24 protein-coding genes are annotated in these 22415 nt (G+C 60.9%); 16 read left to right on the top strand and 8 right to left on the bottom strand.

What is annotated here, in order from left to right:
* The first annotated feature begins 1 nt into the window (after nucleotide 1).
* From ACFWW4_RS10660 to dtd, 9 genes are read left to right on the top strand one after another with little or no spacing between them, the layout of a single operon-like run.
* On the top strand, nucleotides 2–1186 hold the full coding sequence (locus tag ACFWW4_RS10660) for a toxic anion resistance protein (protein WP_411890826.1): 1185 nt from the start codon (nucleotides 2–4) through the stop codon (nucleotides 1184–1186).
* 6 nt (nucleotides 1187–1192) lie between these two features.
* Entirely contained in the window at nucleotides 1193–2149 is a 957-nt protein-coding gene (locus tag ACFWW4_RS10655; protein WP_411890825.1) for a DUF2927 domain-containing protein, read from the top strand.
* Nucleotides 2149–2784 (top strand): hypothetical protein, encoded by a 636-nt coding sequence (locus ACFWW4_RS10650; RefSeq protein WP_411890824.1) that lies wholly within the window; start codon nucleotides 2149–2151, stop codon nucleotides 2782–2784. The genes ACFWW4_RS10655 and ACFWW4_RS10650 overlap by 1 nt, the downstream gene beginning before the upstream one ends.
* 16 nt (nucleotides 2785–2800) lie before the next feature.
* Nucleotides 2801–3889 (top strand): SPFH domain-containing protein, encoded by a 1089-nt coding sequence (locus tag ACFWW4_RS10645; protein WP_411890823.1) that lies wholly within the window; start codon nucleotides 2801–2803, stop codon nucleotides 3887–3889.
* A gap of 10 nt (nucleotides 3890–3899) precedes the next feature.
* A complete protein-coding gene (locus tag ACFWW4_RS10640; RefSeq protein WP_411890822.1) occupies nucleotides 3900–4463 on the top strand; it encodes a cytochrome b/b6 domain-containing protein in 564 nt (187 codons plus the stop codon).
* Between the two features lies 1 nt (nucleotide 4464).
* A complete protein-coding gene (locus ACFWW4_RS10635; protein ID WP_411890821.1) occupies nucleotides 4465–4887 on the top strand; it encodes a hypothetical protein in 423 nt (140 codons plus the stop codon).
* A complete protein-coding gene (locus tag ACFWW4_RS10630) occupies nucleotides 4887–5975 on the top strand; it encodes a primosomal protein N' (replication factor Y) - superfamily II helicase (protein WP_411890820.1) in 1089 nt (362 codons plus the stop codon). The genes ACFWW4_RS10635 and ACFWW4_RS10630 overlap by 1 nt, the downstream gene beginning before the upstream one ends.
* A 21-nt stretch (nucleotides 5976–5996) precedes the next feature.
* Nucleotides 5997–6902, top strand: coding sequence for a carbohydrate kinase family protein (locus tag ACFWW4_RS10625; RefSeq protein WP_411890819.1), 906 nt, complete (start codon nucleotides 5997–5999; stop codon nucleotides 6900–6902).
* Entirely contained in the window at nucleotides 6899–7336 is a 438-nt protein-coding gene (gene dtd / locus ACFWW4_RS10620; RefSeq protein WP_411890818.1) for a D-aminoacyl-tRNA deacylase, read from the top strand. Before ACFWW4_RS10625 ends, dtd begins: the two co-directional genes overlap by 4 nt.
* A gap of 81 nt (nucleotides 7337–7417) precedes the next feature.
* On the opposite strand, the gene ACFWW4_RS10615 is transcribed toward dtd, so the two are convergent.
* The 4 genes from ACFWW4_RS10615 to ACFWW4_RS10600 all read right to left on the bottom strand — a co-directional run bounded on the left by ACFWW4_RS10615 (nucleotide 7418) and on the right by ACFWW4_RS10600 (nucleotide 9999).
* Entirely contained in the window at nucleotides 7418–7894 is a 477-nt protein-coding gene (locus ACFWW4_RS10615; RefSeq protein ID WP_411890817.1) for a CAP domain-containing protein, read from the bottom strand.
* Between the two features lie 88 nt (nucleotides 7895–7982).
* Nucleotides 7983–8780 (bottom strand): metal ABC transporter permease, encoded by a 798-nt coding sequence (locus tag ACFWW4_RS10610; protein WP_411890816.1) that lies wholly within the window; start codon nucleotides 8778–8780, stop codon nucleotides 7983–7985.
* Entirely contained in the window at nucleotides 8780–9526 is a 747-nt protein-coding gene (locus tag ACFWW4_RS10605; RefSeq protein ID WP_411890815.1) for an ATP-binding cassette domain-containing protein, read from the bottom strand. Before ACFWW4_RS10605 ends, ACFWW4_RS10610 begins: the two co-directional genes overlap by 1 nt.
* On the bottom strand, nucleotides 9523–9999 hold the full coding sequence (locus tag ACFWW4_RS10600) for a transcriptional repressor (RefSeq protein ID WP_411890814.1): 477 nt from the start codon (nucleotides 9997–9999) through the stop codon (nucleotides 9523–9525). Before ACFWW4_RS10600 ends, ACFWW4_RS10605 begins: the two co-directional genes overlap by 4 nt.
* Before the next feature lie 70 nt (nucleotides 10000–10069).
* Between ACFWW4_RS10600 and ACFWW4_RS10595 the strand changes: the two genes are divergently transcribed.
* A complete protein-coding gene (locus tag ACFWW4_RS10595; protein WP_411890813.1) occupies nucleotides 10070–11026 on the top strand; it encodes a zinc ABC transporter substrate-binding protein in 957 nt (318 codons plus the stop codon).
* A gap of 141 nt (nucleotides 11027–11167) precedes the next feature.
* Complete coding sequence (locus ACFWW4_RS10590) at nucleotides 11168–11488, top strand: hypothetical protein (protein WP_393926925.1); 321 nt, start codon at nucleotides 11168–11170, stop codon at nucleotides 11486–11488.
* Between the two features lie 9 nt (nucleotides 11489–11497).
* Here the strand turns inward: ACFWW4_RS10590 and ACFWW4_RS10585 are convergent, their stop codons facing one another.
* Both ACFWW4_RS10585 and ACFWW4_RS10580 read right to left on the bottom strand, forming a co-directional pair.
* Nucleotides 11498–13054 carry a trimethylamine methyltransferase family protein gene (locus tag ACFWW4_RS10585; protein ID WP_411890971.1) on the bottom strand — a complete coding sequence of 519 codons (1557 nt, stop codon included), beginning with the start codon at nucleotides 13052–13054 and terminating at the stop codon, nucleotides 11498–11500.
* A gap of 87 nt (nucleotides 13055–13141) precedes the next feature.
* Nucleotides 13142–13840 (bottom strand): HAD family hydrolase, encoded by a 699-nt coding sequence (locus tag ACFWW4_RS10580; RefSeq protein WP_411890812.1) that lies wholly within the window; start codon nucleotides 13838–13840, stop codon nucleotides 13142–13144.
* 56 nt (nucleotides 13841–13896) lie between these two features.
* Here ACFWW4_RS10580 and ACFWW4_RS10575 point away from each other — a divergent pair, with 56 nt between their 5' ends.
* On the top strand, nucleotides 13897–17079 hold the full coding sequence (locus ACFWW4_RS10575) for a 4Fe-4S dicluster domain-containing protein (RefSeq protein WP_411890811.1): 3183 nt from the start codon (nucleotides 13897–13899) through the stop codon (nucleotides 17077–17079).
* Here ACFWW4_RS10575 and ACFWW4_RS10570 read toward each other — a convergent pair.
* Nucleotides 17076–17354 carry a DUF3572 domain-containing protein gene (locus ACFWW4_RS10570; protein WP_411890810.1) on the bottom strand — a complete coding sequence of 93 codons (279 nt, stop codon included), beginning with the start codon at nucleotides 17352–17354 and terminating at the stop codon, nucleotides 17076–17078. The genes ACFWW4_RS10575 and ACFWW4_RS10570 overlap by 4 nt on opposite strands.
* Before the next feature lie 5 nt (nucleotides 17355–17359).
* On the bottom strand, nucleotides 17360–18160 hold the full coding sequence (locus ACFWW4_RS10565) for a DUF4253 domain-containing protein (protein WP_411890809.1): 801 nt from the start codon (nucleotides 18158–18160) through the stop codon (nucleotides 17360–17362).
* A 635-nt stretch (nucleotides 18161–18795) separates the two neighbouring features.
* Here ACFWW4_RS10565 and ACFWW4_RS10560 point away from each other — a divergent pair.
* Genes ACFWW4_RS10560 through ACFWW4_RS10545 form a run of 4 tightly spaced genes read left to right on the top strand, consistent with a single transcriptional unit; the run spans nucleotide 18796 to nucleotide 22405 of the window.
* The gene (locus tag ACFWW4_RS10560) at nucleotides 18796–19290 is read left to right on the top strand and encodes a division/cell wall cluster transcriptional repressor MraZ (protein WP_393931055.1); all 495 of its coding nucleotides are present in this window, start codon (nucleotides 18796–18798) and stop codon (nucleotides 19288–19290) included.
* A 3-nt stretch (nucleotides 19291–19293) separates the two neighbouring features.
* Nucleotides 19294–20268, top strand: coding sequence for a 16S rRNA (cytosine(1402)-N(4))-methyltransferase RsmH (rsmH, locus tag ACFWW4_RS10555; protein WP_411890808.1), 975 nt, complete (start codon nucleotides 19294–19296; stop codon nucleotides 20266–20268).
* A complete protein-coding gene (locus ACFWW4_RS10550) occupies nucleotides 20268–20627 on the top strand; it encodes a cell division protein FtsL (protein WP_393931059.1) in 360 nt (119 codons plus the stop codon). The genes rsmH and ACFWW4_RS10550 overlap by 1 nt, the downstream gene beginning before the upstream one ends.
* A complete protein-coding gene (locus ACFWW4_RS10545) occupies nucleotides 20624–22405 on the top strand; it encodes a peptidoglycan D,D-transpeptidase FtsI family protein (protein ID WP_411890807.1) in 1782 nt (593 codons plus the stop codon). Before ACFWW4_RS10550 ends, ACFWW4_RS10545 begins: the two co-directional genes overlap by 4 nt.
* Nucleotides 22406–22415: the final 10 nt, after the last annotated feature.

Here is a 22415-nt window from a genome sequence, read left to right as displayed (position 1 = left end):
CATGTCCGACACGATCCGCCAAAAGGCGAAAGAGACCCTCGCCGAAGTTGAAAAAGTCACCGCTGTGGTGTTGCCAGAGCCGCAGGGCGAAGTGGTCACGCTAGAGGCTGCTGATCCGTCCACCAGCAACGCCATCACCCAGCGTATGGGCGAGATTGATATCAGCGACACCAATTCGATTGTGTCCTTCGGGTCCGCCGCACAGGCCGAATTGCAGGAGATTTCGCAATCCATGCTGGCAGGCGTCCGCAACAAGGATGTCGGCCCCGCTGGTGACAGCCTGCGCAATATCGTCACCACGATCCGCGGCTTCTCGATCTCCGAACTTGACGTGCGCCGCGAACGCAGCTGGTGGGAAAAACTGCTGGGCCGTGCCGCCCCCATCGCCAAATTCACCGCCCGGTTTGAAGAGGTGCAGGGCCAAATCGACCACATCACCGATGATCTGCTCAAGCATGAACATGTGCTGCTGAAAGATATCGAAAGCCTCGATGTGCTCTATGAAAAGACGCTGCAATTCTATGATGAACTGGCGCTCTATATCTCGGCTGGTGAGGCGAAGCTGAAAGAGCTCGACACCAAGACGATCCCCGCCAAGGAAGCCGAGGTTGAAAAGGCCCCCGAAGAACAAGCGGTGATGAAAGCGCAGGAACTGCGCGACATGCGGTCGGCCCGCGATGATCTGGAACGCCGAGTGCATGATCTGAAACTGACCCGTCAGGTGACGATGCAATCGCTGCCTTCGATCCGGCTGGTGCAGGAAAATGACAAATCGCTGGTGACCAAGATCAATTCGACGCTGGTCAACACTGTGCCGCTTTGGGAAACGCAACTGGCGCAGGCCGTGACGATCCAGCGGTCGTCAGAAGCCGCCGCCGCCGTGCGCGAGGCCAACGACCTGACCAACGAATTGCTGACCGCCAATGCCGAAAACCTGCGCGACGCCAACCGTGTGATCCGGACGGAAATGGAACGCGGCGTCTTTGACATCAATGCGGTGAAAGAGGCCAACGAACATCTGATCGCCACGATCAATGAAAGCCTTGAGATCGCTGACGAAGGCAAGCGCAAACGGGCCGAGGCCGAGGCCGAGATGATCAAGATGGAGGCCGAGTTGAAGCAGACCCTGGCATCGGCCAAGGCGCGCAGCATTCCCAGTGCGGCCCCCGGCGACGCCGATATCTGATCATTGATGGCGGGGCGGTTCTCAGTGCGTGGTTTATGGGTTGCCCTTGTGATGGGGCTGGCGGGCTGCGCCGAGCTGTTTCCGCCAGTCACGCCGCCCCCGGTTGACCCGCCGGTCGAAACGCCCGATCCGCCGCCGCCAGTGGTCGAACCCAGCCAGGTCAGCAAGGATCTGGCCGTCTATTACCGCCGTCTGCAGAATGACCTCTTGACCCAAGGGTTGCTGCGCGGCGACGGCGGCGGGCCGGACACGCCCTTTACCGACACGCAGTTGGCGCGCAATTTCGTGCGCATCGCCCTGTTCAATGAATACCGCGATGACAGCGATTTCCGCAGCCCGCAGGCCACCGTATCCAAGCTGCGGCGGTGGGAGACACCAATTCGCATGTCTGTCGAATTTGGCCCTTCTGTCCCCCCCGATCAGCAAGCGATGGATACCGCGAGCGTGAGTGCTTATGCCGCCCGACTGTCCCGGCTGACCGGCGTGCCGATCACCCAGACAGACCGCAACCCCAACTATCACGTCCTGTTTCTGAACGAAGACGACCGGCGCGGGGCAGCGGCGCGCCTGCGCCAGATCATCCCCGGCTTGGGCGAGGCGACATTGCGGGCAATCATCAACCTGCCCCGCGATCAGCTTTGCGTCGTCATCGGCACGTTTTCCCCCGGCGGGGCCAGCTATCAAAAGGCGGTGGCAATCATCCGGGCAGAACATCCCAACCTGATGCGCTCCGCCTGCATTCACGAAGAACTGGCACAAGGGCTGGGTCTTGCCAATGACAGCCCCCAGGCGCGCCCCTCGATCTTCAATGATGACGAGGAATTCGGGCTGCTGACCACCCATGACGAATTGCTGCTGCGGATGCTCTACGATCGCCGCCTGCGCACCGGCATGCCCCCAGCCGAGGCTGCACCGATCGCGCGGGTCATCGCACGCGAATACCTGGCCGGAGGTGCCAGCTGATGCGCTTGGCAACCACCTTATGTTTCACTCTGCTGCCCTGCCTGAGCAGTGCCGAACAGGATTTTGGGCAATGGGTACAGACAAACCTCGGGCCTGGAACCGACTTTTCCTATGCTGGTCAGTGGGTGGCCAATGATGGCCATGTTTTCGGGATCGGCCCACTGACATTGTTCGGTGCAAACCGCGCGCCGATTTCTGTCCCCACCACCGAAGCCGCCGTTATCGGACTGAATCAGGCGGACCCCGACGAGCGCACGGCAATTCTTGCGCTGGTTTGGTCGGATGCCCCATTTGTCTGCGGTCAGGATGCAGGCTTCATCGGTGTCGATACCGGGTTGGCGGCATTTGCAACCGCATCGGAAATTGCGGCACTCGAAAAATATGCACGGGATCACGGGGACCTCTACGCTGGGACATATGCCGAACAGATCGACAGTCTTTATCCCGGCCCCTTTTTGGCAGAATTGCCAGATGGCACACGATTGCCTCTCAGCGGCAGCGGATGGGGCGACGGTGGATACCCTGTGACAGCTCTGTTTGATGCAGATGGCGACATGATCGCCTTGTTTGCGCAGTTCATCACCGCAGGCGACGACTGGCTGACGCCACCAACCTGCACCAAACGCATTTCCTGATTTAAGGAGTACCCAGATGGGCATTTTCGATTTTCTGACGGGCGAGTTTATCGACGTCATCCACTGGACCGATAACACCCGCGACACCATGGTCTGGCGGTTCGAGCGTGAGGATCACGAGATCAAATACGGGGCCAAGTTGACCGTCCGCGAGGGGCAGGCTGCCGTGTTCGTGCATGAAGGCCAGTTGGCGGATGTGTTCACGCCGGGCCTTTACATGCTTGAAACCAACAACATGCCGATCATGACCACCCTGCAGCACTGGGATCATGGTTTCAAAAGCCCGTTCAAATCGGAAATCTACTTCGTCAACACAACCCGGTTTTCCAACCTCAAATGGGGTACCAAGAACCCGATCATGCTGCGCGATCCCGAATTCGGGCCGACCCGCCTGCGCGCCTTTGGCACCTACACCGTCAAGGTCGCCGATCCTGCCGTCTTCCTGCGCGAGATTGTGGGGACGGATGGTGAGTTTACCATGGACGAGATCAGCTATCAGATCCGCAATATCATCGTGCAGGAATTCAGCCGGGCGATTGCGTCATCGGGTATCCCCGTTCTTGATATGGCCGCCAACACGGCTGATCTGGGCAAGCTGATCGCCAACGCAATTGACCCGACAATGAAGCAATATGGCCTGACCATCCCCGAGCTTTATATCGAAAACATCAGCCTGCCGCCCGCCGTGGAAGAGGCGCTGGATGCCCGCACATCACGCGGAATGGCTGGCAATCTGGACGAACACATGAAATGGAAAGCCGCTGAATCCATGACCATGGAAGGCTCTGCGGCCGGCGGGGCCATGGGCATGGGCATGGGGGCCGGTCTGGGGATGCAGATGGGCAATATGATTCAGGCAGGCGCAGGCCCGGTTGCCGCACCGCCGCCACCGCCGCCGGTCGAACATGTCTGGCACATTGCCGAAGGCGGCGAGGTCAGCGGCCCGTTTTCCAAGGCCGCCATGGGCCGCAAGGTGACCGATGGCAGCCTGAACCGCGACAGCATGGTCTGGACGCAAGGCCAGGACGGCTGGATGCGGGCCGAGGATGTGGCCGAACTGGCGCAGCTTTTCACCGTGATGCCCCCACCGCCGCCGGGAACATGAGGCAAGCAGCATGGGCACGGGATTAGCCCGATTCACGCACCTGCTGCCCCATCGCCGCACATGGCTGAAGGTCAGCCATGCCGCGATGATCCCACTGCTGGTCTGGTTCATCTTCGTCACACCCGATGATGTGCTGCCATTCGGGCAGGCCGCATTCCGGTTCCATTCGATCCTCGCGCTGATCTTCGTGATCATCTGCCTGATCTGGACAGTGGATTACCTGCGGCGCGGACTGGCAGGGCGGCCGGGGCCAAAGCTGGGACCAAAGGCGCGCCGGTTCCATGTGATCCTGCACAAGACAATCATCCTGGGCCTCGGCGGGGTCGCGCTGACCGGGTTTCTGCTGGGGCTGACATCCTCCAAACTGCTCAAGGCCGGGGGGTTCCTGCCCATCGCCCCGCCGATGAACTGGCCGGACGCGAACGAAATCGCGGGCACCATCCATATCTATGAATTCTATATCCTCGGCGCGATTGTGGTCGTTCACGCCGGGTTCCATATCTGGCGACATGTTCGGCTGCGCGACAACGCGCTGCGGATCATGGCCCCGAAATTCCTGCACCGGTTCCTGTAGGATGACCCGCCGCCGCCTGACAATCCTGCTGCACTGGTCGGTCCTGCTTCTGGCCTTGATGATGGTCAAGGGTGGCACGTCCGATACCTACATCCGCTGGGCCTTTGTGCTGGCGGGCGGGCTGTGGCTCGGCATGACGGCCCTGTGCGGGATGTTGTGCAAACCGGGGCCGAAACTGCAGGGCCCGCTGCGCAACGCCTATCCGTGGATGCACCGGGGTATGTATGCGCTGCTGACCCTTGCGGTCACCACCAACGCCGCTGCCCTCCTCCACTTCGCCCCGCATGATACCGGCTGGATCCCGCTTCTTCTCCTTCTGGCCGGGGCGGCGTTCCATGGCCTCTTTCATTTCTGGCGGCATAATGTTCTGTATGACGGTGCATTGCGCGCCATGACCCCCCGATTTGTCCACAAGATCCTCTGATGACCGAAGCTGAACACCGATTTCCCTGTGACACCTGCGGGTCCGACCTGCGCTTTGATCCCGGCGATCACCGGCTGGTCTGCGATCATTGCGGCAATATCGAACCGATCGAAGGCACACGGCACACCGCCGGCGGCATCAAGGAACTGGATTTCCGCGATGCGGTTGAAAACCGGCTGGCCGCCGAAGAGATGGAGGAAACGCGCGTCATCACATGCCCCAATTGCGGGGCCAGCACCGAATTTGACGCCGATACGCACGCCGCCGAATGTCCGTTCTGCGCGACACCGGTTGTCACCGACACCGGCACCCACCGGCATATCAAACCACGCGGCCTCTTGCCCTTTGGTCTGGATGAAGGATCGGCGCGCAAGGCGCTGACCGACTGGCTGGGCAGCCTGTGGTTTGCCCCCAACGGGTTGACCGAATACGCCCGCAAGGGGCGCAAGATGAATGGCATCTATGTGCCCTACTGGACCTTCGATGCCGACACCAAAAGTAGCTATCGCGGCCAGCGCGGCACCCATTATTACGAGACCAAAACCGTCGTCCGCGATGGCAAACGCAAGAATGTCCGCGTGCGTAAAACCCGCTGGCGCGGTGTCTCTGGCCGGGTGGCGCGGTTCTTTGACGATGTGCTGGTGCTTGCGTCCCGGTCCTTGCCCAAGAAATATACCGATGGGCTGGAACCCTGGGATCTCTCGGCACTGGAACCCTACAAACCCGAATACCTCGCCGGGTTCCGGGCCGAGGGCTATCAGGTCGAACTGACCGACGGCTTCACCGAGGCACGGGCCTACATGGACCGGATGATCCTGCGCGATGTGAAATACGATATCGGCGGTGACGATCAGCGGGTCAGCGATGTGGACACGGCGATCAGCGATGTGACGTTCAAGCATATCCTGCTGCCGGTCTGGCTGGCCGCCTATAAATACCGGGGCCGCACCTATCGCTTTGTGGTCAACGGGCGCACAGGCCGGGTGCAGGGTGAACGTCCCTATTCCGCATGGAAGATCGCGATTGCCGTGGTGATCGGAACGATCCTTGCGCTTGGCGTGGGATTTGTTATCGCTAACACCCAGTAGTTTTTGTGGGGGAGAAAGCCGATGATCCTATGCTGCGGCGAAGCGCTGATTGATATGCTGCCCCGGCAGACCACCGATGGCGGCAACGCATTTGCGCCTCATGCCGGGGGTTCGGTTTTCAACACGGCGATTGCTTTGGGGCGGCTCGACGCACCGGTGCAGTTCTTTTCAGGCCTGTCATCTGATCTGTTCGGGGATATCCTGCGCGCCGAGCTGACCGCCTCTGGCGTGGACAGCACGCCAGCCGCGATCAGCGACCGACCCACGACGCTGGCCTTCGTCACGCTGACCGATGGCCATGCCTCCTATGCGTTCTATGACGAAAACACCGCTGGCCGGATGCTGTCGCAGGATGATCTGCCCCAAACGCAGGCCGACGCACTGTTCTTCGGTGGCATATCGCTTGTCGTCGAACCTTGCGGTGCGGCCTACGAGGCGCTGATGCTGCGCGAAGCCGCAAGTCGCGTGACGATGATCGACCCCAATATCCGCCCGTCCTTTATCACGGACGAAGCCGCCTATCGCGCCCGCCTGACCCGGATGCTGGGTGCGGCCGATATCATCAAGACCTCTGACGAGGATCTGGAATGGATTACCGGTGGAACCGATGCGGCTGCTCTGTTCGACACCAACGCCGCCAAGGTGATCTTGCTGACACGCGGCGCTGACGGCGTGACTGTTCTGACACCCGGCAATCAGTTCGATGTCCCCGCTGAAAAAGCGACGGTCGTCGATACGGTCGGCGCGGGGGACACTTTCAGCGCGGGGTTTCTGGCGCAAATGCAGCGCAGCGGGCACCTGACCAAGGCAATGCTGGGCCAGGCCAAGCCCGAGGACCTGCGCAAGGCGACAGCATTCGGGGCCAAGGTCGCCGCAATCACGGTCAGCCGCGCAGGCGCCAACCCGCCCTGGGCGTCAGAGCTATGAGGGCGCTGATCCAGCGCGTCAGCCACGCATCCGTCACCGTCGCCGGTGACACTATCGGCGAAATCGGCCCCGGCCTGCTAATCCTTGTCTGTGCGATGGACGGAGACGATGCGGCGAAATCCGCAGCCCTCGCCGCCAAGATCAGCAAGCTGCGTATCTTTGCCGATGACGCAGGCAAGATGAACCTGTCGCTGCTTGATACCGGCGGTGCCGCCCTGATCGTCAGCCAGTTCACGCTGGCCGCCGACACGTCACGCGGCAACAGGCCGGGGTTTTCGGCGGCGGCCAAGCCGGAACTGGGCCGCGCACTCTATGAGCAGTTTGTGGGGCATATGGATGCTTTGGGCATCCCGACCGCGACTGGATCATTTGGTGCGGATATGGCTGTCAATCTGACGAATGACGGGCCAGTCACGATCTGGATGGACGTATGAGATGGGTTAAAACCCATCTTACGTTGCCGCAAAGCCGGTACAGACGATCTTGCGTAAGATGGGTCTTGACCCATCAACCCTTTAGCAGCTTTTGCCAACCACCAGCACCCAGTACGGGCCTTTGGGGCCCTGACTGATACCCACCCCAAACTCCTCTATCCGGGGATGGAGCATATTGCGGCGATGCCCCGGGGAATTCATCCAACCATTGATGATCTGCGAAGACCGAGGATACCCCCAGGCGATGTTTTCCGCCACGATGCAATCATTATAGCCCGCACGCTGCACGCGCGCCTGTGAGTTGGAGCCATCAGAACCACGATGATCAAAGAAACCATTCACCTGCATATCGCAGGCATGGACCATCGCAGCACGTCCCAACTGGCGATTGAACTGCAAGGGCGCCTGCCCATTGGCCCGACGGTTTGCGTTGACGCCAGCTGCAATTTCAGTGGCCAGCGCGTTGACATTCTCTGGTGTCGCACAGCTTTGGGCCGCAGCCTGACTGCCGATCATGGCCATGGCGGCCCCTGCAACGAGCATCGCAATTCGCTTCATCTGAACATCCCTTTGTCCCATTCTCGCCTTAGAATGTGACAGAGGAACGCGGCAATGCTGAGGCAGTGGCTGGGCAGACAGGCGGCAATTACGCGCCAATCCTGCGCAATTGTTCGCCAATCGTGGCAACTGCGAACATGAGCGCGGCGATGCAGATAATCGACGGCCCAACAGGTGTATCTAGCAAAAGGGCCACCCGCAGACCGGCAATGGCAGCCAGGATTCCAATCGCGACCGATAACAGCGCCATGCGTTCCGGCGTATGCGCATATCGGCGCGCAGTCGCCGCCGGGATGATTAGCAGTGCCGTGATCAGCAACGCCCCCACAACCTTGATCGCAACCGCCACGACAGCGGCCAGAAGCAGGGTCAGGATCAACTGTTCGCGCCGTGGATTGATACCCGCCGCATAGGCCAGATCGGGGCTGAGCGTTGCGGTCAGCAGCGCCGACCAGTTCCACCACAACACGGCAGAAACCAGCAATGCACCGCCCCAGATCACCGCCAGATCCCAGCGGGTCACGGTCACCACATCGCCAAACAGATAGGCATCCAGATCGATCCGCTGGCCGGGGATCAGGGCCACCGCAACCAGACCAAGCGCCAACGCGCCATGGGCCAGCACCCCCAGCAACGTATCAATAGAGGCATCGCGTTCCGCCAATGCATAGATCAGCAGCGCCATGGCCAGCGCGACCACCGCCACCCCCGCAAAGATCGAGATGTTGAAACCCAACGCCAGTGCCACGCCCAGCACAGCCGCATGGGCCGTTGCATCGCCGAAATAGGCCATGCGCCGCCAGACCACGAAACAGCCCAAAAGACCGGCCGCGATGGCCGTGCCGACACCCGCAAGGGCAACCCGGACCAGAAAATCGTCCAGCATTATTCCGCAGCCTCATGATGATGGTGGTCGTGGTCGTGATCATGCCCATGATCGTGCTCGTGCCGATATAGGGCCAGCGCCCCGCCCGTGCCGGTCCCGAACAGCTCGCGATAGGCCGGTGCCGCAGACACCACCTCGGGCGTGCCTTCGCAGCAGACATGGCCGTTCAGGCAAATCACCCTGTCGGATGCGCTCATCACCACGTGCAATTCGTGGCTGACCATCAGTACGGCACAGCCCAGATCGCGGCGCACCGCTTCGATCTGCCGATAGAATGCGGCGGACCCGGGTTGATCCAGCCCTTGTGTGGCCTCATCCAGCATCAGGATATCGGGGCGACCCAGGATGGCGCGGGCGAGCAGGACGCGTTGAAACTGCCCCCCTGACAGATCCGCCATCTGCCGTTTACCAACGCCCGGCACCCCGGCCTTTTGCAAGGCGCTGGCGGCGTCTTCGGGGCCAACACGCAGGGGCAGATCAAGGAACCGGTTCACCGTCATCGGCAGCGTCGGATCAATATGCAGCCTTTGCGGCACATAGCCGATCCGCAGTTTTGGCGCGCGCGTTACCTGACCCTTCTGCGGCTTCAGCGCGCCAACCAAAACCCGCAACAGGGTCGATTTGCCAGACCCATTCGGCCCGACAATCGTGACGATCTCGCCCGGTTCAATGGCGATATCGACACCTTGCAACACCCGCTGCCCGCCATAGCGGACATCGACACCCTTGGCCGCAATCAGGCTCATGATGCAGCACCTTCCTGGCATCCGGGGCACAGTCCTTCGGCTTCGATCACTGTCTGTTCGATCCGAAAGCCGCTGCTTTCCGCCTCTGACCCAAGCGCCTCGCCCGCCAGCGCCTCGGCCACCTTGCCGCAGCCCCGGCAGATCATGAAAGCCGGGTCATGGGTGGCCCCGGGATGCGCACAGGCGATAAAGGCATTGAGCCGTTCGATCCGATGCACAAAGCCTTGTTCAACCAGAAATGTCAGCGCGCGATAGGCGATCGGCGGCTTTGATCCCAGCCCTTCCGCATCAAGCCGCGCCAGCACGTCATAGGCGCCCATGGCCGCATGACTTTCCAGCAGGATTTCCAGCACCCGGCGGCGCACGGGCGTCAGCTGCACCTTGCGTGTGGCGCAGGCCGCCTCTGCCGCGCTGAGGGCCGCCTGCACGCAGGAGCTGTGATCATGTTTGGCGAAACCCAGCGTGTCTGGCATTTTTGCCACCTTGTGATGTTATAACATACGCTCTATATCGGCAGCGATTTCAAAGAACAAGGGCCGAATCATGCGTCATTTATTTGCTACACTATGTCTTTTGCCATCAATTGGCTTTGCCGATGTGCCCCGGGTGATGACGGATATCGCCCCGATCCATAGCCTAACCGCGCAGGTCATGGGCGATCTGGGCACGCCTGACCTGCTGTTGCCGCCGGGCGCCGACCCGCATGATTTTGCGCTACGCCCCAGCGATGCACAGGCACTGGGTGCGGCCGATGTGGTCATCTGGGTCGGTCACGGCCTGACCCCGTGGCTGGAGGAGCCGCTGACAACACTGGCCCCGCAGGCGGCCCGCTTGGAACTGCTGGAAACACCCGGATGGGACCCGCTGGAGGTGCGCGATCATAAAGCGCATGGTGACCATGACGATCATGGTGATCATGATGAGCATGGCCATGACGATGAACACGACCACGATCATGATCACGGGCATGACCACGGCGAGTTTGACCCGCATGCCTGGGTTGATCCGGCAATCGCACGGGTCTGGCTGGCCGCCATCGCTGACCAATTGGCGACCGCCGATCCTGAAAACGCAGCAGTCTATGCGGAAAACGCGGCCAGTGCGGCCAATGCGCTTGTCGCATTGGAGCAAAGGCTCACCGCCGATCTGGCCCCGGTCGCTGACCGCGCCTATATCCTGCCCCATGACGGCTATCAGTATTTTGAGGCGCGATTTGGCCTGACCGCAAGCGGGGCCATTGCCGGGATCGACGCCCGCGACCCGGGCCCTGCGCAGGTCGCCACCTTGCGTGAACAAATGGCAGAGGATGGCGTGGCCTGCGTCTTTAGCGACGCCGAAATCGGGGATGGCTGGGCAACGCTGGTGATTGAAGGCACCGACGCCAAGACAGCGCAGATTGATGCGGTCGGGGCCGGGCTGGATGCCGGGCCAGGTCTCTATGCGGAGATGTTGAACCGTTTGGGTACGGCGTTTTCGACCTGCCTTGCCGCTGATACCTAGGATCGGAAATATGCAATAAGTCCGCTGACAACGACCCTGATCGGCCACTGTGCCAATTCTCACTGTGAGGCCGATCAGAACAGCGTATCCCATGACGATTATTTTGTTGGTTCAGGAAAGGTATTGATCATGGCGTCGAAGATGAAAGTGAACGGAGAAGTGGACGTAAACACCTTCGTCGATCAGGCTGCGGGTATTGCAAAGGCTCTCGATGCCGGAACAGCGCTGGTCTACAATGACAGCAACAAGACCGTGCAATTCTATTGCTATAACGGCGGCGACATTTTCATGACCATCCCGTTCGTCAAACCGGTGATTGCGCATGGCTATTCGGGATTGGTCGCAGCGGGCGGATCGATGTTCAAGGTCTTCGCAGACAACAAGAGTGAAGGCGAATTTCTTGTCAAACCGAACCATGCCTATGTCTATCGCGGACCGGGCAAGATCGAAGCCGTCCAGTAGGCGACGCACCTAGAAATCGGTTGGTGCACCACCTTCGGCCTTTCGCCGGTCCACAAAGGCGGCGAGTTCCTCCTTGATGCTTTCATCCATTGGCGGTGCCTCGAACGTGTTCAGGATGTCCTTGAAGGTCCGGTGCGCCCGTTCGGCAGTCCAGATACCGCCTGCAGCCTCCCACGCTTCGAAGTTGCGCCAGTCGGACACCATTGGCTGATAAAACGCCTTTTCATAGCGGTCCTGCGTGTGCTGGATGCCAAAGAAATGGCCCTGCGGACCGACCTCCTTGATCGCGTCGATGGCGATATCGTCAGGGCCGGTGGCCACCACCTCTGGCTCCATATAGCGCTGGATCATCTGCAACACTTCGCAATCCATCACGAATTTCTCGGGGCTGGCCACCAACCCGCCCTCAAGCCAGCCTGCGGCATGGTAGACGATATTGGTGCCCGACTGCACGGCGGACCAAAGGGAATTCGATGTCTCCCACATCGCCTGCCCATCCGGCACATTGGCCGCACACACGCCAGAGGCGCGCATCGGCAACCCATAAAACCGGGCCATCTGCCCGGTCATCTGGGTGGCCCGCATGTATTCCGGGGTCCCAAAGGCTGGCGCACCCGATTTCATGTCCACATTGCTGGTGAAGGTCCCGATGACGCATGGGCAACCGGGGCGGACATATTGGAACAGGGCAATCGCGCTTAACGCCTCGGCAATTGACAGGGTCACGGCGCCCGACATCGTCACCGGGGCCATCGCCCCCGCCAGCGTAAAGGGGGTCACAATCACCGCCTGCCCGCGCCGCACACAGCGCAAGCACCCGTCGATCATCGGCACATCATGTTTCAGCGGCGAGGTGGAATTGATGTTGGTATACATATGCGGCTTAGCGGCGAATTCATCCTCGCTCAGCCCGCCCGCGATCTTGACCATCTCCATCACATCCTCGACCCGTTCGCGGCCCAGCGAATAGGCATGGACGACCTTGTCGGTCAGCAGAAGCTTGTCATGGACCACATCCAGATGCCGGACAGAGGCATGGATATCCACCGGTTCCACCGGATAGCCGCCCGCGAAATGGATGCAGTTGAAATACTGGGTCAGGCGCAAAAGGTTGGCACATTGGGCGCGGCTGCCTGATACCTTCTTGCCGATCTCGAGGTCGAAGTAATTGGGCGGCGACGACACATTGCCAAACAGGATATGCTTGCCACCAATGGTGATCTTTCGGTCCGCGTTGCGTGGGGTGAGATCGAACTGCGCTGGCGCATGGCCCAGCATTTCCATCACCCAATCGCGGCCCATCCGCACATTGGTGCCGTCCACGCGGCACCCGGCCTCTTTGAAAATCTCGAGCGCCTCTTCGTTCAGAAACTCGATCCCGATCTCTTCCAGAATGCGCATCGCCCCGTCATGGATCGCCTGCACGCCGTCCTCGGTCAGCGGTTCGGTCGGGCGGTCGGTATTGACGGGCAGCCGCCAGGGCATCTGTTCGATCGCCGCCGTGCCGCGCCGGTTCGCCGCCCCTGCCCGGCCGCCGCCGCGCCGTTTTGGTTTTCCATCCGCCATGGTGTCACCCTCTGCTATCGCAGCAATGGTGCCACCGGCAGGCAGACGAATATCACGCAAAAGCGACAGGTCGTGTCGGTGGCAGGATCAGAGCAGGCTTTGCCCGCGCAACCAGCCCGGAATGTCGGCAATCGTGGGCAGGACAACATCCGCCTGCGATGCCAGTTCCTCTGCCGGGGCCGGGCCGGTCAGCACGCCGATGGTCAGCATACCCGCCGCGCGGCCTGCATCCAGATCATGCAGGCTGTCACCCACCATCGCGCAAACCCCGGCATCAAGCCCCGTCAGCGCGCAGAACGCCTGCATCTGGCCGGGACCGGGTTTGGCACCGTGGCCGCTGTCATAGCCTGCGATGAAATCGAAATGCTGCCTGACGCCCGCGCGTTCCAGATGGCGAAGCGCCGACGATTCCGCATCATTGGTGGCAATCCCCAGCGCCAGATCAGTCTGGCGCAACGTATCAAAATAGGGAACCAGCGGCGTGGCTTCGACCTGCACCACCTGGGTCGCTGCGGCATTCATCCGCGCGATCAGGTCGGATTTGTCGACACCCTTCAGAACACGCAGCATATGATCGGCGGTTTCGCTGACAGTCGATGCAATCACCACGCTGCCCGGATGGAAACGCTCGCCTACGGGATCATATCCCATCACCTCGGCCAGTGCGTCAAACAGCGCCGGGTCGCCGCCCACCTCCGCCTCAAGCATCCGCCGGGTCCAGGCGCCCCATGTGGCGTTGAAATCGAACAGCGTGCCGTCCTTGTCGAAGATGATACCTTTGATCACGTCACTGGTCCTTTGGGGTCATTGACACTGGCCCGCGCCCGGCTGAGGTTGCGGAAATGCTCAAGCTGCGATCCTACAAGAACCGCCCGATGCATCTGGGTCCGTTTCCACTGGAACGTCTGCGGCGTCAATCCACGATTAATGTCGCGGGATTACCGCCCTTCACGGGATTGTCGTTCCGGCGGCCCGATGACCCGCTCAGTATCGTCAACGCGATGCAGGATTATCAGGCGATGCTGGACGCGACCCGCGACGGCATGGTCAAGCGCGAGATGGCCGAGATCCCCGATGACCTGACCGAACGCGCCAATCACCTGAAGGCGTTCGGCTATTATTGCGATGCCGCCATGGTGGGCACCTGCCTGATCCCCGACGCGGCCTGGCTGGATGCACCCGTGATCAACCCCGATGTGGACCGGCTGGCCGACAAGCTGCGCACAATGCAGCCCAAGACGCTGGCCGCAGGTATCGACGTCATCATGGCGGGCCTGCGCGAAAGTATGGCACTGCCCCCCACCGATTGCCGTCACCACACCCATGCGCTGGTGTTCCTTTATGACCACCCTCGCGATCCCCGCCCGGACGAAGGCGACTGGATCAGCGATGCGCTTGATCATCGGGCCTGCCTGCGGGGCATGGAAACCGCCGTCACGTTGGCCAGCTACATCCGCACGCTGGGCTATGACGCGCGCGCCCATTCCATGGCCGCGTCCGACATGCATCTGGGCGCGCTGGCCCTGCAGGCCGGGCTGGTCGCGTTGGAGGATGGCAGCCTGCGCAACCCCTTCACCGGCGACCGTTACGGGCTGGCCGCGATCACCACGACGCTCGCCATGACCCCCGATCAGCCGATTGTGCCGGGCCAGCAACCGCCTGCCAGCTACCGCACCGGGCTGGGCGATCACGCAAAATCCGCCCGCACCCGCGACCCCTACGCGACCCGCGATTTCGCCATGGGTCCGCACCCGTTCGAAACGCTCAAGCGTGTGGACGAACCGACAACCTATATCGACCGACCCAACGTGGCGCGTGTCCCGAAACGGGCGAACATGTTTGCCCGCGGCCTCTTCGGGGACATGGGCAAACAGGTGCAGGAGGCGACGAAGAACGGTAATTATGTACGCAAATCCGCGGCCGCCTTTGCCTTTCGCCCGTCGCTAGGGGCGTTTGTCTTGCTACAGGATGGCCAGGCGGCAGAGAAGCATGAAACCGCACATATCCCAGACCTGAACGCCAAAAACATCAAATCAGCACTCTATTTCCTCGGCGTCGATGCGGTTGGCCTTTCTGCCTGTCCTGACTGGACCTATTACAGCCACGACGTGGCGGGCCAGCCAATCACTCCCTACCACAGCAACGCGATATCCATGATCATCGATCAGGGGCACGAGACGATGGAGGGCGCATCCGGCGATGACTGGATCGCTTGCGCCCAGTCCATGCGCGCCTATCTGCGGTTTTCCCTGCTGGGCGGCGTGCTGGCGCAGCATCTGCGCAATCTGGGCTACACCGCCCGCGTCCATTCGGTCATGGATGACGAGGTGCTGCACCCGCCGCTCCTGCTCCTCTCCGGTCTGGGCGAGGTCAGCCGGATTGGCGAGGTGATCCTGAACCCCTTCCTCGGCCCGCGCCTGAAATCCGGCGTGGTCACGACCAACATGCCGATGACCCATGACAAGCCGATTGATTTCGGCCTGCAGAAATTTTGCGACGCCTGCAACAAATGCGCGCGCGAATGCCCCAGCGGGGCGATCACCGCCGGGCCAAAGCTGATGTTCAACGGCTACGAGATCTGGAAATCCGACAGCCAGAAATGCACCACCTACCGCGTCAGCCAGAAGAACGGGGCGATGTGCGGGCGCTGCATGAAAACCTGCCCTTGGAACCTCGAAGGGTTGTTCGCCGAAGCCCCGTTTCGCAAATTGGCCATGACCGTGCCAACGGCCGCCAGGGCATTGGCAAGACTGGACGATTTGGCAGGCAAGGGCGCGATCAATCCGGTCAAGAAATGGTGGTGGGATCTTGAGATGGAGGATGACGGCGCCTATCGCCCGTCCCGCCATCCGGTCAACAAACGCGACCTGCAAAAGGACCTTGATCTGCGGTTCGCGGATCAGACTCTCGCGGTCTATCCCGCCCCTCTGGCACCGCCACCCTACCCCTGGCCCTACCCCATGGATCGGGAGGCCGGGATCGCCGCCTATCAGGCCATGATCGGCGCGGATGAACACCGCAAACGGCGCGACCAGGGGCTTGCGCCGGAACATGTCTATACGCCCGTCACAGGCGACGCACCGGTGATGCAAGTGGTGATCAGCAAGGTCACAAAGATGACCGACGCGTTGACCAAATATGAATTTTCCCTGCCCGACGGGTCCGACCTGCCGCCAGCCACGGCAGGCGCACATATCGACGTGGTCGTGGCCCCGGAATTCTTTCGCCAATACTCGCTCTCGGGCGATCCCGCCGACCGCAGCAAATACCAGATCGCCGTCCTGCGCGAAGATATCGGGCGCGGCGGATCAAAACTGATGCACCGCATCTTCACCGAAGGACGGAGGGTTTTCATCTCCAGACCCATCAACCATTTCCCGCTGGTCGAAGATGCCGCAAAAACGCTGCTGATGGGCGGCGGCATCGGCATCACCCCGATGATCGCCATGGCCCACCGGCTGCACGCCATCGGCGCCGATTTCGCGCTGCATTACAGTTGCCATGACCGGCAGGATGCCGGGTTCCTCGACGATCTGGCGGCAGTGCCATGGGCCGACAAGGTTCATCTGCATATCAGCAAGGAAGGCACGCGCGCCGACCTACCCAAAATCGCAACCTATTCAAAAGGCACGCATATCTATACCTGCGGGCCAGATGCCTACATGGCCGCGGTGATCGAAGCCGCCACGCAAAACGGCTTTCCCGAAGACGCGCGGCACCTTGAATATTTCGTCGTGCCCGAACAGCAGGATTACGAAAACCACCCCTTCACGCTGGAGTTGAAAGACGGGCGGCAGATCGCCGTTGCGGCGGATCAGTCAGCGGCTGACGCGCTGATTGCGGCCGGCGTCCATGTGGATCTGAAATGCGCTGACGGACTTTGCGGGGTCTGCAAATGCGGGGTCATCGACGGGGCCGTCGAACACCGCGATTTCGTGCTGTCGAAGGCCCAGCGCGACCACGAAATGATTCTCTGCCAAAGCCGCGCGGCAGACCCCGACGGGACCATCACAATCGATCTTTAGGTCCAGTGAACCTCGCCCGCGCCGGGCAGCGCATAGCGGGCGCGCAAGGGCTGGTCATAGGCCAGACCGGCACCATCACAAAATTCCATCACCCATTTGTCATCCATCGTGATGAACTCAAGAACCGATGCCAGAAACGCAGGATCTGTTGCCTTATCACGCAAATCGTCGACCGATCCGCCGGTTGAGCCCAGAAAAACCGGGCAAAGGTCGTCGTTTGCAACCAGCCAGCCCAAAGCCTGATAGGCGATCGTCTGCGCATGTTCCTGTTCCATCAAGCTTAATCCCACCAAAAGTACCAATAGGGCGCGCGCATCCGGTCTGCGGCGAGCGCCGAGATTGTGCCGACACCTTGCAAGACGACATCCGCATCATAGTGGAAATGCGTGATCGCCAGCGCAATAGCCGCTTCTTGATCGGTTGGGCGATTGGGGGCCCAAAGTTCCATCTGGTCATGCGCGATGACAATCGGTTCCGCCCCGTAGTCGTTGAACCATTGGCGCAAGGCGGCGACGTGGATTTCAGGAGAGGGATTGGCGTTCCAGCCGCCAAAGCGCAGATAGGCCGGGGCCTCCCACGGGTTTTCGGTGGGCAGGATGGCGATATAGGCGGTGTTGACCGGGCGACCGGTTTCCCAGTCATTCAGGCTGATAATCTCTTGCGGGGGTATATAGAAGAATGGCCAGCGGCCCATGTCCAGTTCGGCGATGGTCACGGGATCGAAGGTTTCCGGCAAATCGGTTTCGTAATCATTATCCTTCATCCAGGCGACGAAGTCCGCGTGTTCCGCAGCGCGGATGTCATAGAGCGCGCCGGGAAAGGCCAGATCATTGGCGGCTGCCACGACCTCTTGCGGTGACAATGGATAGAATTCGTCCCATTGCGGATCGAACATGTCGATCAGGCTGGTGACGGCATCGGCGTCGCCAATGATCACCGGCGTGCCGGGGGCGTCGCGCAGCCGGTGCCATTCGGCCTCGGCGTCCTCTCCGGCCACTTCGATCACCGGAAAGGGCAGAAGGTCGAGATCCTGCGCCGTGGCGGGGAGGGCAAGCAGAGCGAAAGCAAGTGTAAGGCGCATGGCATGGTCCGTTGGCGATTTACGCTAGTCTGGCGAAAGCACCACGTTGGTACAAGCATGGGAAATCATGGAATCTGTGTGATCTACGAATCACATTCCGGTGGGATTCGGTCAAAACTGGGTAGGATTGCGGTTATGTTCGCCGTATGAGAGGCCGGAATTGGCGGGGTAGCGTAAAAAAGTTGGGATTTTCTGGAATGGTTTGGAAATTGAACATCTCGTCTACATGTTGTGTGCAGTATTCCTTCTTCCGCTACAAATATGGCTGACTGGAGGTCCCGATGTCCATATCTTGTTTCGCAGAGCCCCCCAAAACACCATGTAGTACCATGAATTCCCAAAAAGTTGTTGATCGGTGATCCAACTGGTGTCACAACAGTTGCACGGTAAGACGGACACGACATCAAAGGGGCACCAAGAACCCCAACCGGCAAAAGCAGGTTTCATACAGGCTTCGTCTTACCCAACCAGATCCGGCGCGTGAGCGAGCAGACATCCCCCCAGGTGGCACGCGCAGTCGGACATTCCCCGCTAGGGGCGGAACCGGCGGATTGTGCAGTGGCAGCAGCGCAATCCGCCGTTTTCACATCCAGAGACAAGATTTCCGGGGGCAAGAGGTAAAGGACCGAGGGACAGTGGTTCTGAGTTTTACAGGCGAACACACCCAAAAGGTGGACGGTAAGGGGCGTATGTCGATCCCTGCCGATTTTCGTCGTGTGCTCGAAGCCGGCGACCCTGACTGGACCCCTGGCCTGTCCCCGCGCATGTTCCTGCTCTATGGCGATCATCTGAAAAATGAACTGCACGGCTACACGGTTGACGAATTCAACGCGGTGGTGGCCCAGATCAATGCCCTTCCCCGCGGGTCCGCGAACAAGAAGAAACTTCAGCGTCTGATCATCGGCCAGTCCATCAAACTGGACGTGGACAAGGACGGACGCACGGTCATGCCGCTGAAACAGCGCCAGAAACTTGGGATCACCGAAGGTGAGTTGGCCTTCAGCGGCATGGGCGACCATTTCGAAATCTGGAAGGCCGATGTCTTTGCCGAAGAGGTGGCAGAGGACATCAGCGGCTGGCTGGCAGAACACGAGGATGGCTTTGATCCGCTCATCCTGCTGGATGAGTAGATCATGCCTGCTGCTGCCGCACCTGACCCACATATCCCCGTTCTGATTGGACCGCTGATCGCAGCGGTCTCGCCCGTTTCCGGGGTCTGGCTGGATGGTACATTCGGGGCGGGTGGCTATACCCGTGCCTTGCTGGCCGCCGGTGCCGACAAGGTGATCGCGGTGGATCGTGATCCGCTGGCGTTCCAGATGGCCGCCGCCTGGGCCGGGGACTATGGCGACCGGATCGAGATGGTCGAAGGCGTGTTTTCCAAGCTCGATCAATACGGCTCCGACCTGGACGGTGTCGTGCTCGACCTTGGCGTCAGCTCCATGCAGCTTGATCTGGCCGAACGCGGTTTTTCCTTCATGCGTGACGGCCCGCTGGACATGCGGATGTCGCAGGACGGGCCATCAGCCGCCGATCTGTGCAACACTGCGGATGAGGGTGAACTGGCCGATATCATCTACCTTTACGGCGAAGAACGCGCCTCGCGCCGCATCGCCAAGGCCATTGTCGCCGCCCGCCCGCTGACCACCACCGGGCAACTGGCCAAGGTGGTCGAAGGCTGCCTGCCCCGCGCCAAACCAGGCCAGTCGCATCCGGCCACCCGCACCTTTCAGGCGCTGCGCATTGCGGTGAACAACGAATATGGCGAACTGGCCGAGGGGCTGATGGCCGCCGAACGGGCCTTGAAACCGGGCGGGCAACTGGCTGTCGTGACCTTTCATTCGGTTGAGGACCGGATGGTCAAACGGTTCCTGCAGGCGCGATCAGGCAATGTGGCCAACGCCAACCGTTACGCGCCCGAAACAGCGCAGGTCGTGCCCGCCTTTCGCATCGAAAAACGCAAGGCCATCGGTCCTGACGCACAGGAACTGGCCGAAAACCCACGGTCACGCTCGGCCAAGCTGCGGGTGGCGATCCGGACCGATGCGCCAGCCGAAGATATCGATCCGGCATCACTCGGAATGCCGATGAAGAAAGGGGCGCGGTAATGCGCGGTGTGTTGTATGTACTGGCGGCGCTGGCCGTCATGGGGCTCGCGTTCTGGGCCTATCAGGAGAATTATAAGACCCAGCAGGCGGTCAAGGAAGTGCGCCAGTTACATGCGCGCATCGGGGCCGCCCATGAGCGGCTGGGCATGTTGCGGGCCGAATGGGCCTATCTGAACCGGCCTGACCGGCTTGCCGATCTGGCAGAGCTGAATTTCGACCGGCTTGGTCTCTTGCCGCTGATGCCCGATGCCTTTGGCGCGGTCGATCAAATCATCTATCCGATCCCGCCGATCAGCCCCATCATCAACCCGATCGAGCTGTCATCGGACGCCTTTGACGACGTGGAGAACCCGCTATGAGAACGCCACTGCGTCCGCTTGCCCGTATCCTCAAGGCCCGCGCGCAGGGCGAAGACCCCGCCGCGATTGAGGCCGAAAACAAGCGCCGCCGTCACGAAGAAATGGCTGACAAGGCTCGCCAGCGATCCGAAGGGCGTTTGCTGCTGCTTGGCCTTGCGTTTTTCTGCGCCTTTGGCGTGATCGGCATGCGCATGGGCACGCTAGCCTCATCCGTCCCGGAAGAGCCGCGGGCGAGTGCTGTCGGTAACCCGATCATTGGCCAACGCTCAGATATTGTTGATAGAAACGGGCGTATTCTGGCGACGAACCTGCAAACCCATTCGCTTTATGCGCATCCACAGGACATGATCGACCCGCTGCATGCCGCCGCTGGTTTGGCCACAATTTTCCCCGAACTGGACGAGGAAGAACTGATCGCTGATTTCACCGGCGACCGGAAATTCATGTGGGTGCGCCGCCAGATCAGCCCTGAACAGATGCAGGCGGTCCATGATATCGGCTCGCCCGGTCTACTCTTCGGCCCGCGCGAGATGCGGCTTTACCCTAACGGCCCGATTGCGGCGCATATCCTTGGCGGGGCCAGCTATGGCCGCGAAGGAGTCGCCAGTGCCGAGGTGATTGGCGTGGCCGGTGTCGAGCGTCAGTTTGACGCCTTCCTGCGCGATCCCGCCAATGAAGGGGCGCCGCTGGAATTGTCCATCGACCTGACGGTGCAGGCCGCCGCGGAACAGGTGCTGGCAGGTGGCATGTCGCTGATGAACGCCAAGGGCGCGACCTCGATCCTGATGGATATTCACACGGGCGAAATCATCTCGATGGTGTCCTTGCCCGATTTCGACCCCAACAATCGCCCCCGCGTTCTGACCGAAGGCGATCAGTCCGACAGCCCGCTTTTCAACCGCGCGGTGCAGGGCGTTTACGAGTTGGGATCGGTGTTCAAGATCTTCACCGTGGCGCAAGCGATGGAGCTTGGGTTGGTCAACCCCAACACCCTGATCGACACGCAAGGGCCATTGTCCTGGGGGCGGTTCCGCATTCGCGATTTCCGTGACTATGGCCCGGAACTCAGCACCACGGATGTGATTGTGAAATCCTCCAACATCGGCACAGCGCGCATCGCTATGATGATCGGCGCGGACCGGCAGCGCGAATTCCTCGGCTCGCTCGGCTTTCTCGAAGCGACGCCCGTCGAAATGATCGAAGCCCCGACCGGCGCCCCCCTGTTGCCGCGCAACTGGTCAGAGATTTCAACGATGACAATCTCTTACGGCCACGGCCTGTCATCATCGCCCCTCCACCTGGCGACCGCTTATGCCTCACTGCTCAACGGCGGCACACGGGTCGAACCGACGCTGCTGCGCATGGAAAACGCGGTTGTCGGTGAACGGGTGGTCAGCGAGGCCGTCAGCCGCCGATCCATGTCGATGCTGCGGCAGGTGGTACAGGATGGGACCGCATCCTTTGGTGAGGTTCCGGGATACGAGGTTGGCGGCAAAACCGGCACCGCCGATAAGCCGCGCACCCGTGGCGGCGGCTACTACGATGACAAGGTGATCGCCACCTTCGCAACCGCATTTCCCGCCAGCGATCCGCAATATGTGCTGGTGGTGACGCTGGATGAACCGTCCGAAAACTCCGGCGAAGAACCGCGCCGCACAGCAGGCTGGACAGCCGTGCCCGTCGCCGCCGAAATGATACGCCGCGTCGCACCCTTGCTGGGCCTCAGACCGCAAGTGGACAGTCCTCAATCCATCGGTGTAACACTCACCTCAAACTGAATGGGGCGGC

It is taken from the genome of Yoonia sp. SDW83-1 (genome assembly GCF_046762885.1).
In the GTDB taxonomy this organism is placed as follows: Bacteria; Pseudomonadota; Alphaproteobacteria; order Rhodobacterales; family Rhodobacteraceae; genus Yoonia.
The sequence above is the reverse complement of the archived record's forward strand: the minus strand, read 5'-3'. Positions and strand labels throughout refer to the sequence as shown.

What these genes read in the sequence shown, in the direction of transcription:
- ACFWW4_RS10660 (WP_411890826.1), top strand. Translation starts at nt 2, where the DNA reads ATGTCCGACACGATCCGCCAAAAGGCGAAAGAGACCCTCGCCGAAGTT.
- ACFWW4_RS10655 (WP_411890825.1), top strand. Translation starts at nt 1,193, where the DNA reads ATGGCGGGGCGGTTCTCAGTGCGTGGTTTATGGGTTGCCCTTGTGATG.
- ACFWW4_RS10650 (WP_411890824.1), top strand. Translation starts at nt 2,149, where the DNA reads ATGCGCTTGGCAACCACCTTATGTTTCACTCTGCTGCCCTGCCTGAGC.
- ACFWW4_RS10645 (WP_411890823.1), top strand. Translation starts at nt 2,801, where the DNA reads ATGGGCATTTTCGATTTTCTGACGGGCGAGTTTATCGACGTCATCCAC.
- ACFWW4_RS10640 (WP_411890822.1), top strand. Translation starts at nt 3,900, where the DNA reads ATGGGCACGGGATTAGCCCGATTCACGCACCTGCTGCCCCATCGCCGC.
- ACFWW4_RS10635 (WP_411890821.1), top strand. Translation starts at nt 4,465, where the DNA reads ATGACCCGCCGCCGCCTGACAATCCTGCTGCACTGGTCGGTCCTGCTT.
- ACFWW4_RS10630 (WP_411890820.1), top strand. Translation starts at nt 4,887, where the DNA reads ATGACCGAAGCTGAACACCGATTTCCCTGTGACACCTGCGGGTCCGAC.
- ACFWW4_RS10625 (WP_411890819.1), top strand. Translation starts at nt 5,997, where the DNA reads ATGATCCTATGCTGCGGCGAAGCGCTGATTGATATGCTGCCCCGGCAG.
- dtd (WP_411890818.1), top strand. Translation starts at nt 6,899, where the DNA reads ATGAGGGCGCTGATCCAGCGCGTCAGCCACGCATCCGTCACCGTCGCC.
- ACFWW4_RS10615 (WP_411890817.1), bottom strand. Translation starts at nt 7,894, where the DNA reads ATGAAGCGAATTGCGATGCTCGTTGCAGGGGCCGCCATGGCCATGATC.
- ACFWW4_RS10610 (WP_411890816.1), bottom strand. Translation starts at nt 8,780, where the DNA reads ATGCTGGACGATTTTCTGGTCCGGGTTGCCCTTGCGGGTGTCGGCACG.
- ACFWW4_RS10605 (WP_411890815.1), bottom strand. Translation starts at nt 9,526, where the DNA reads ATGAGCCTGATTGCGGCCAAGGGTGTCGATGTCCGCTATGGCGGGCAG.
- ACFWW4_RS10600 (WP_411890814.1), bottom strand. Translation starts at nt 9,999, where the DNA reads ATGCCAGACACGCTGGGTTTCGCCAAACATGATCACAGCTCCTGCGTG.
- ACFWW4_RS10595 (WP_411890813.1), top strand. Translation starts at nt 10,070, where the DNA reads ATGCGTCATTTATTTGCTACACTATGTCTTTTGCCATCAATTGGCTTT.
- ACFWW4_RS10590 (WP_393926925.1), top strand. Translation starts at nt 11,168, where the DNA reads ATGAAAGTGAACGGAGAAGTGGACGTAAACACCTTCGTCGATCAGGCT.
- ACFWW4_RS10585 (WP_411890971.1), bottom strand. Translation starts at nt 13,054, where the DNA reads ATGGCGGATGGAAAACCAAAACGGCGCGGCGGCGGCCGGGCAGGGGCG.
- ACFWW4_RS10575 (WP_411890811.1), top strand. Translation starts at nt 13,897, where the DNA reads ATGCTCAAGCTGCGATCCTACAAGAACCGCCCGATGCATCTGGGTCCG.
- ACFWW4_RS10570 (WP_411890810.1), bottom strand. Translation starts at nt 17,354, where the DNA reads ATGGAACAGGAACATGCGCAGACGATCGCCTATCAGGCTTTGGGCTGG.
- ACFWW4_RS10565 (WP_411890809.1), bottom strand. Translation starts at nt 18,160, where the DNA reads ATGCGCCTTACACTTGCTTTCGCTCTGCTTGCCCTCCCCGCCACGGCG.
- rsmH (WP_411890808.1), top strand. Translation starts at nt 19,294, where the DNA reads ATGCCTGCTGCTGCCGCACCTGACCCACATATCCCCGTTCTGATTGGA.
- ACFWW4_RS10550 (WP_393931059.1), top strand. Translation starts at nt 20,268, where the DNA reads ATGCGCGGTGTGTTGTATGTACTGGCGGCGCTGGCCGTCATGGGGCTC.
- ACFWW4_RS10545 (WP_411890807.1), top strand. Translation starts at nt 20,624, where the DNA reads ATGAGAACGCCACTGCGTCCGCTTGCCCGTATCCTCAAGGCCCGCGCG.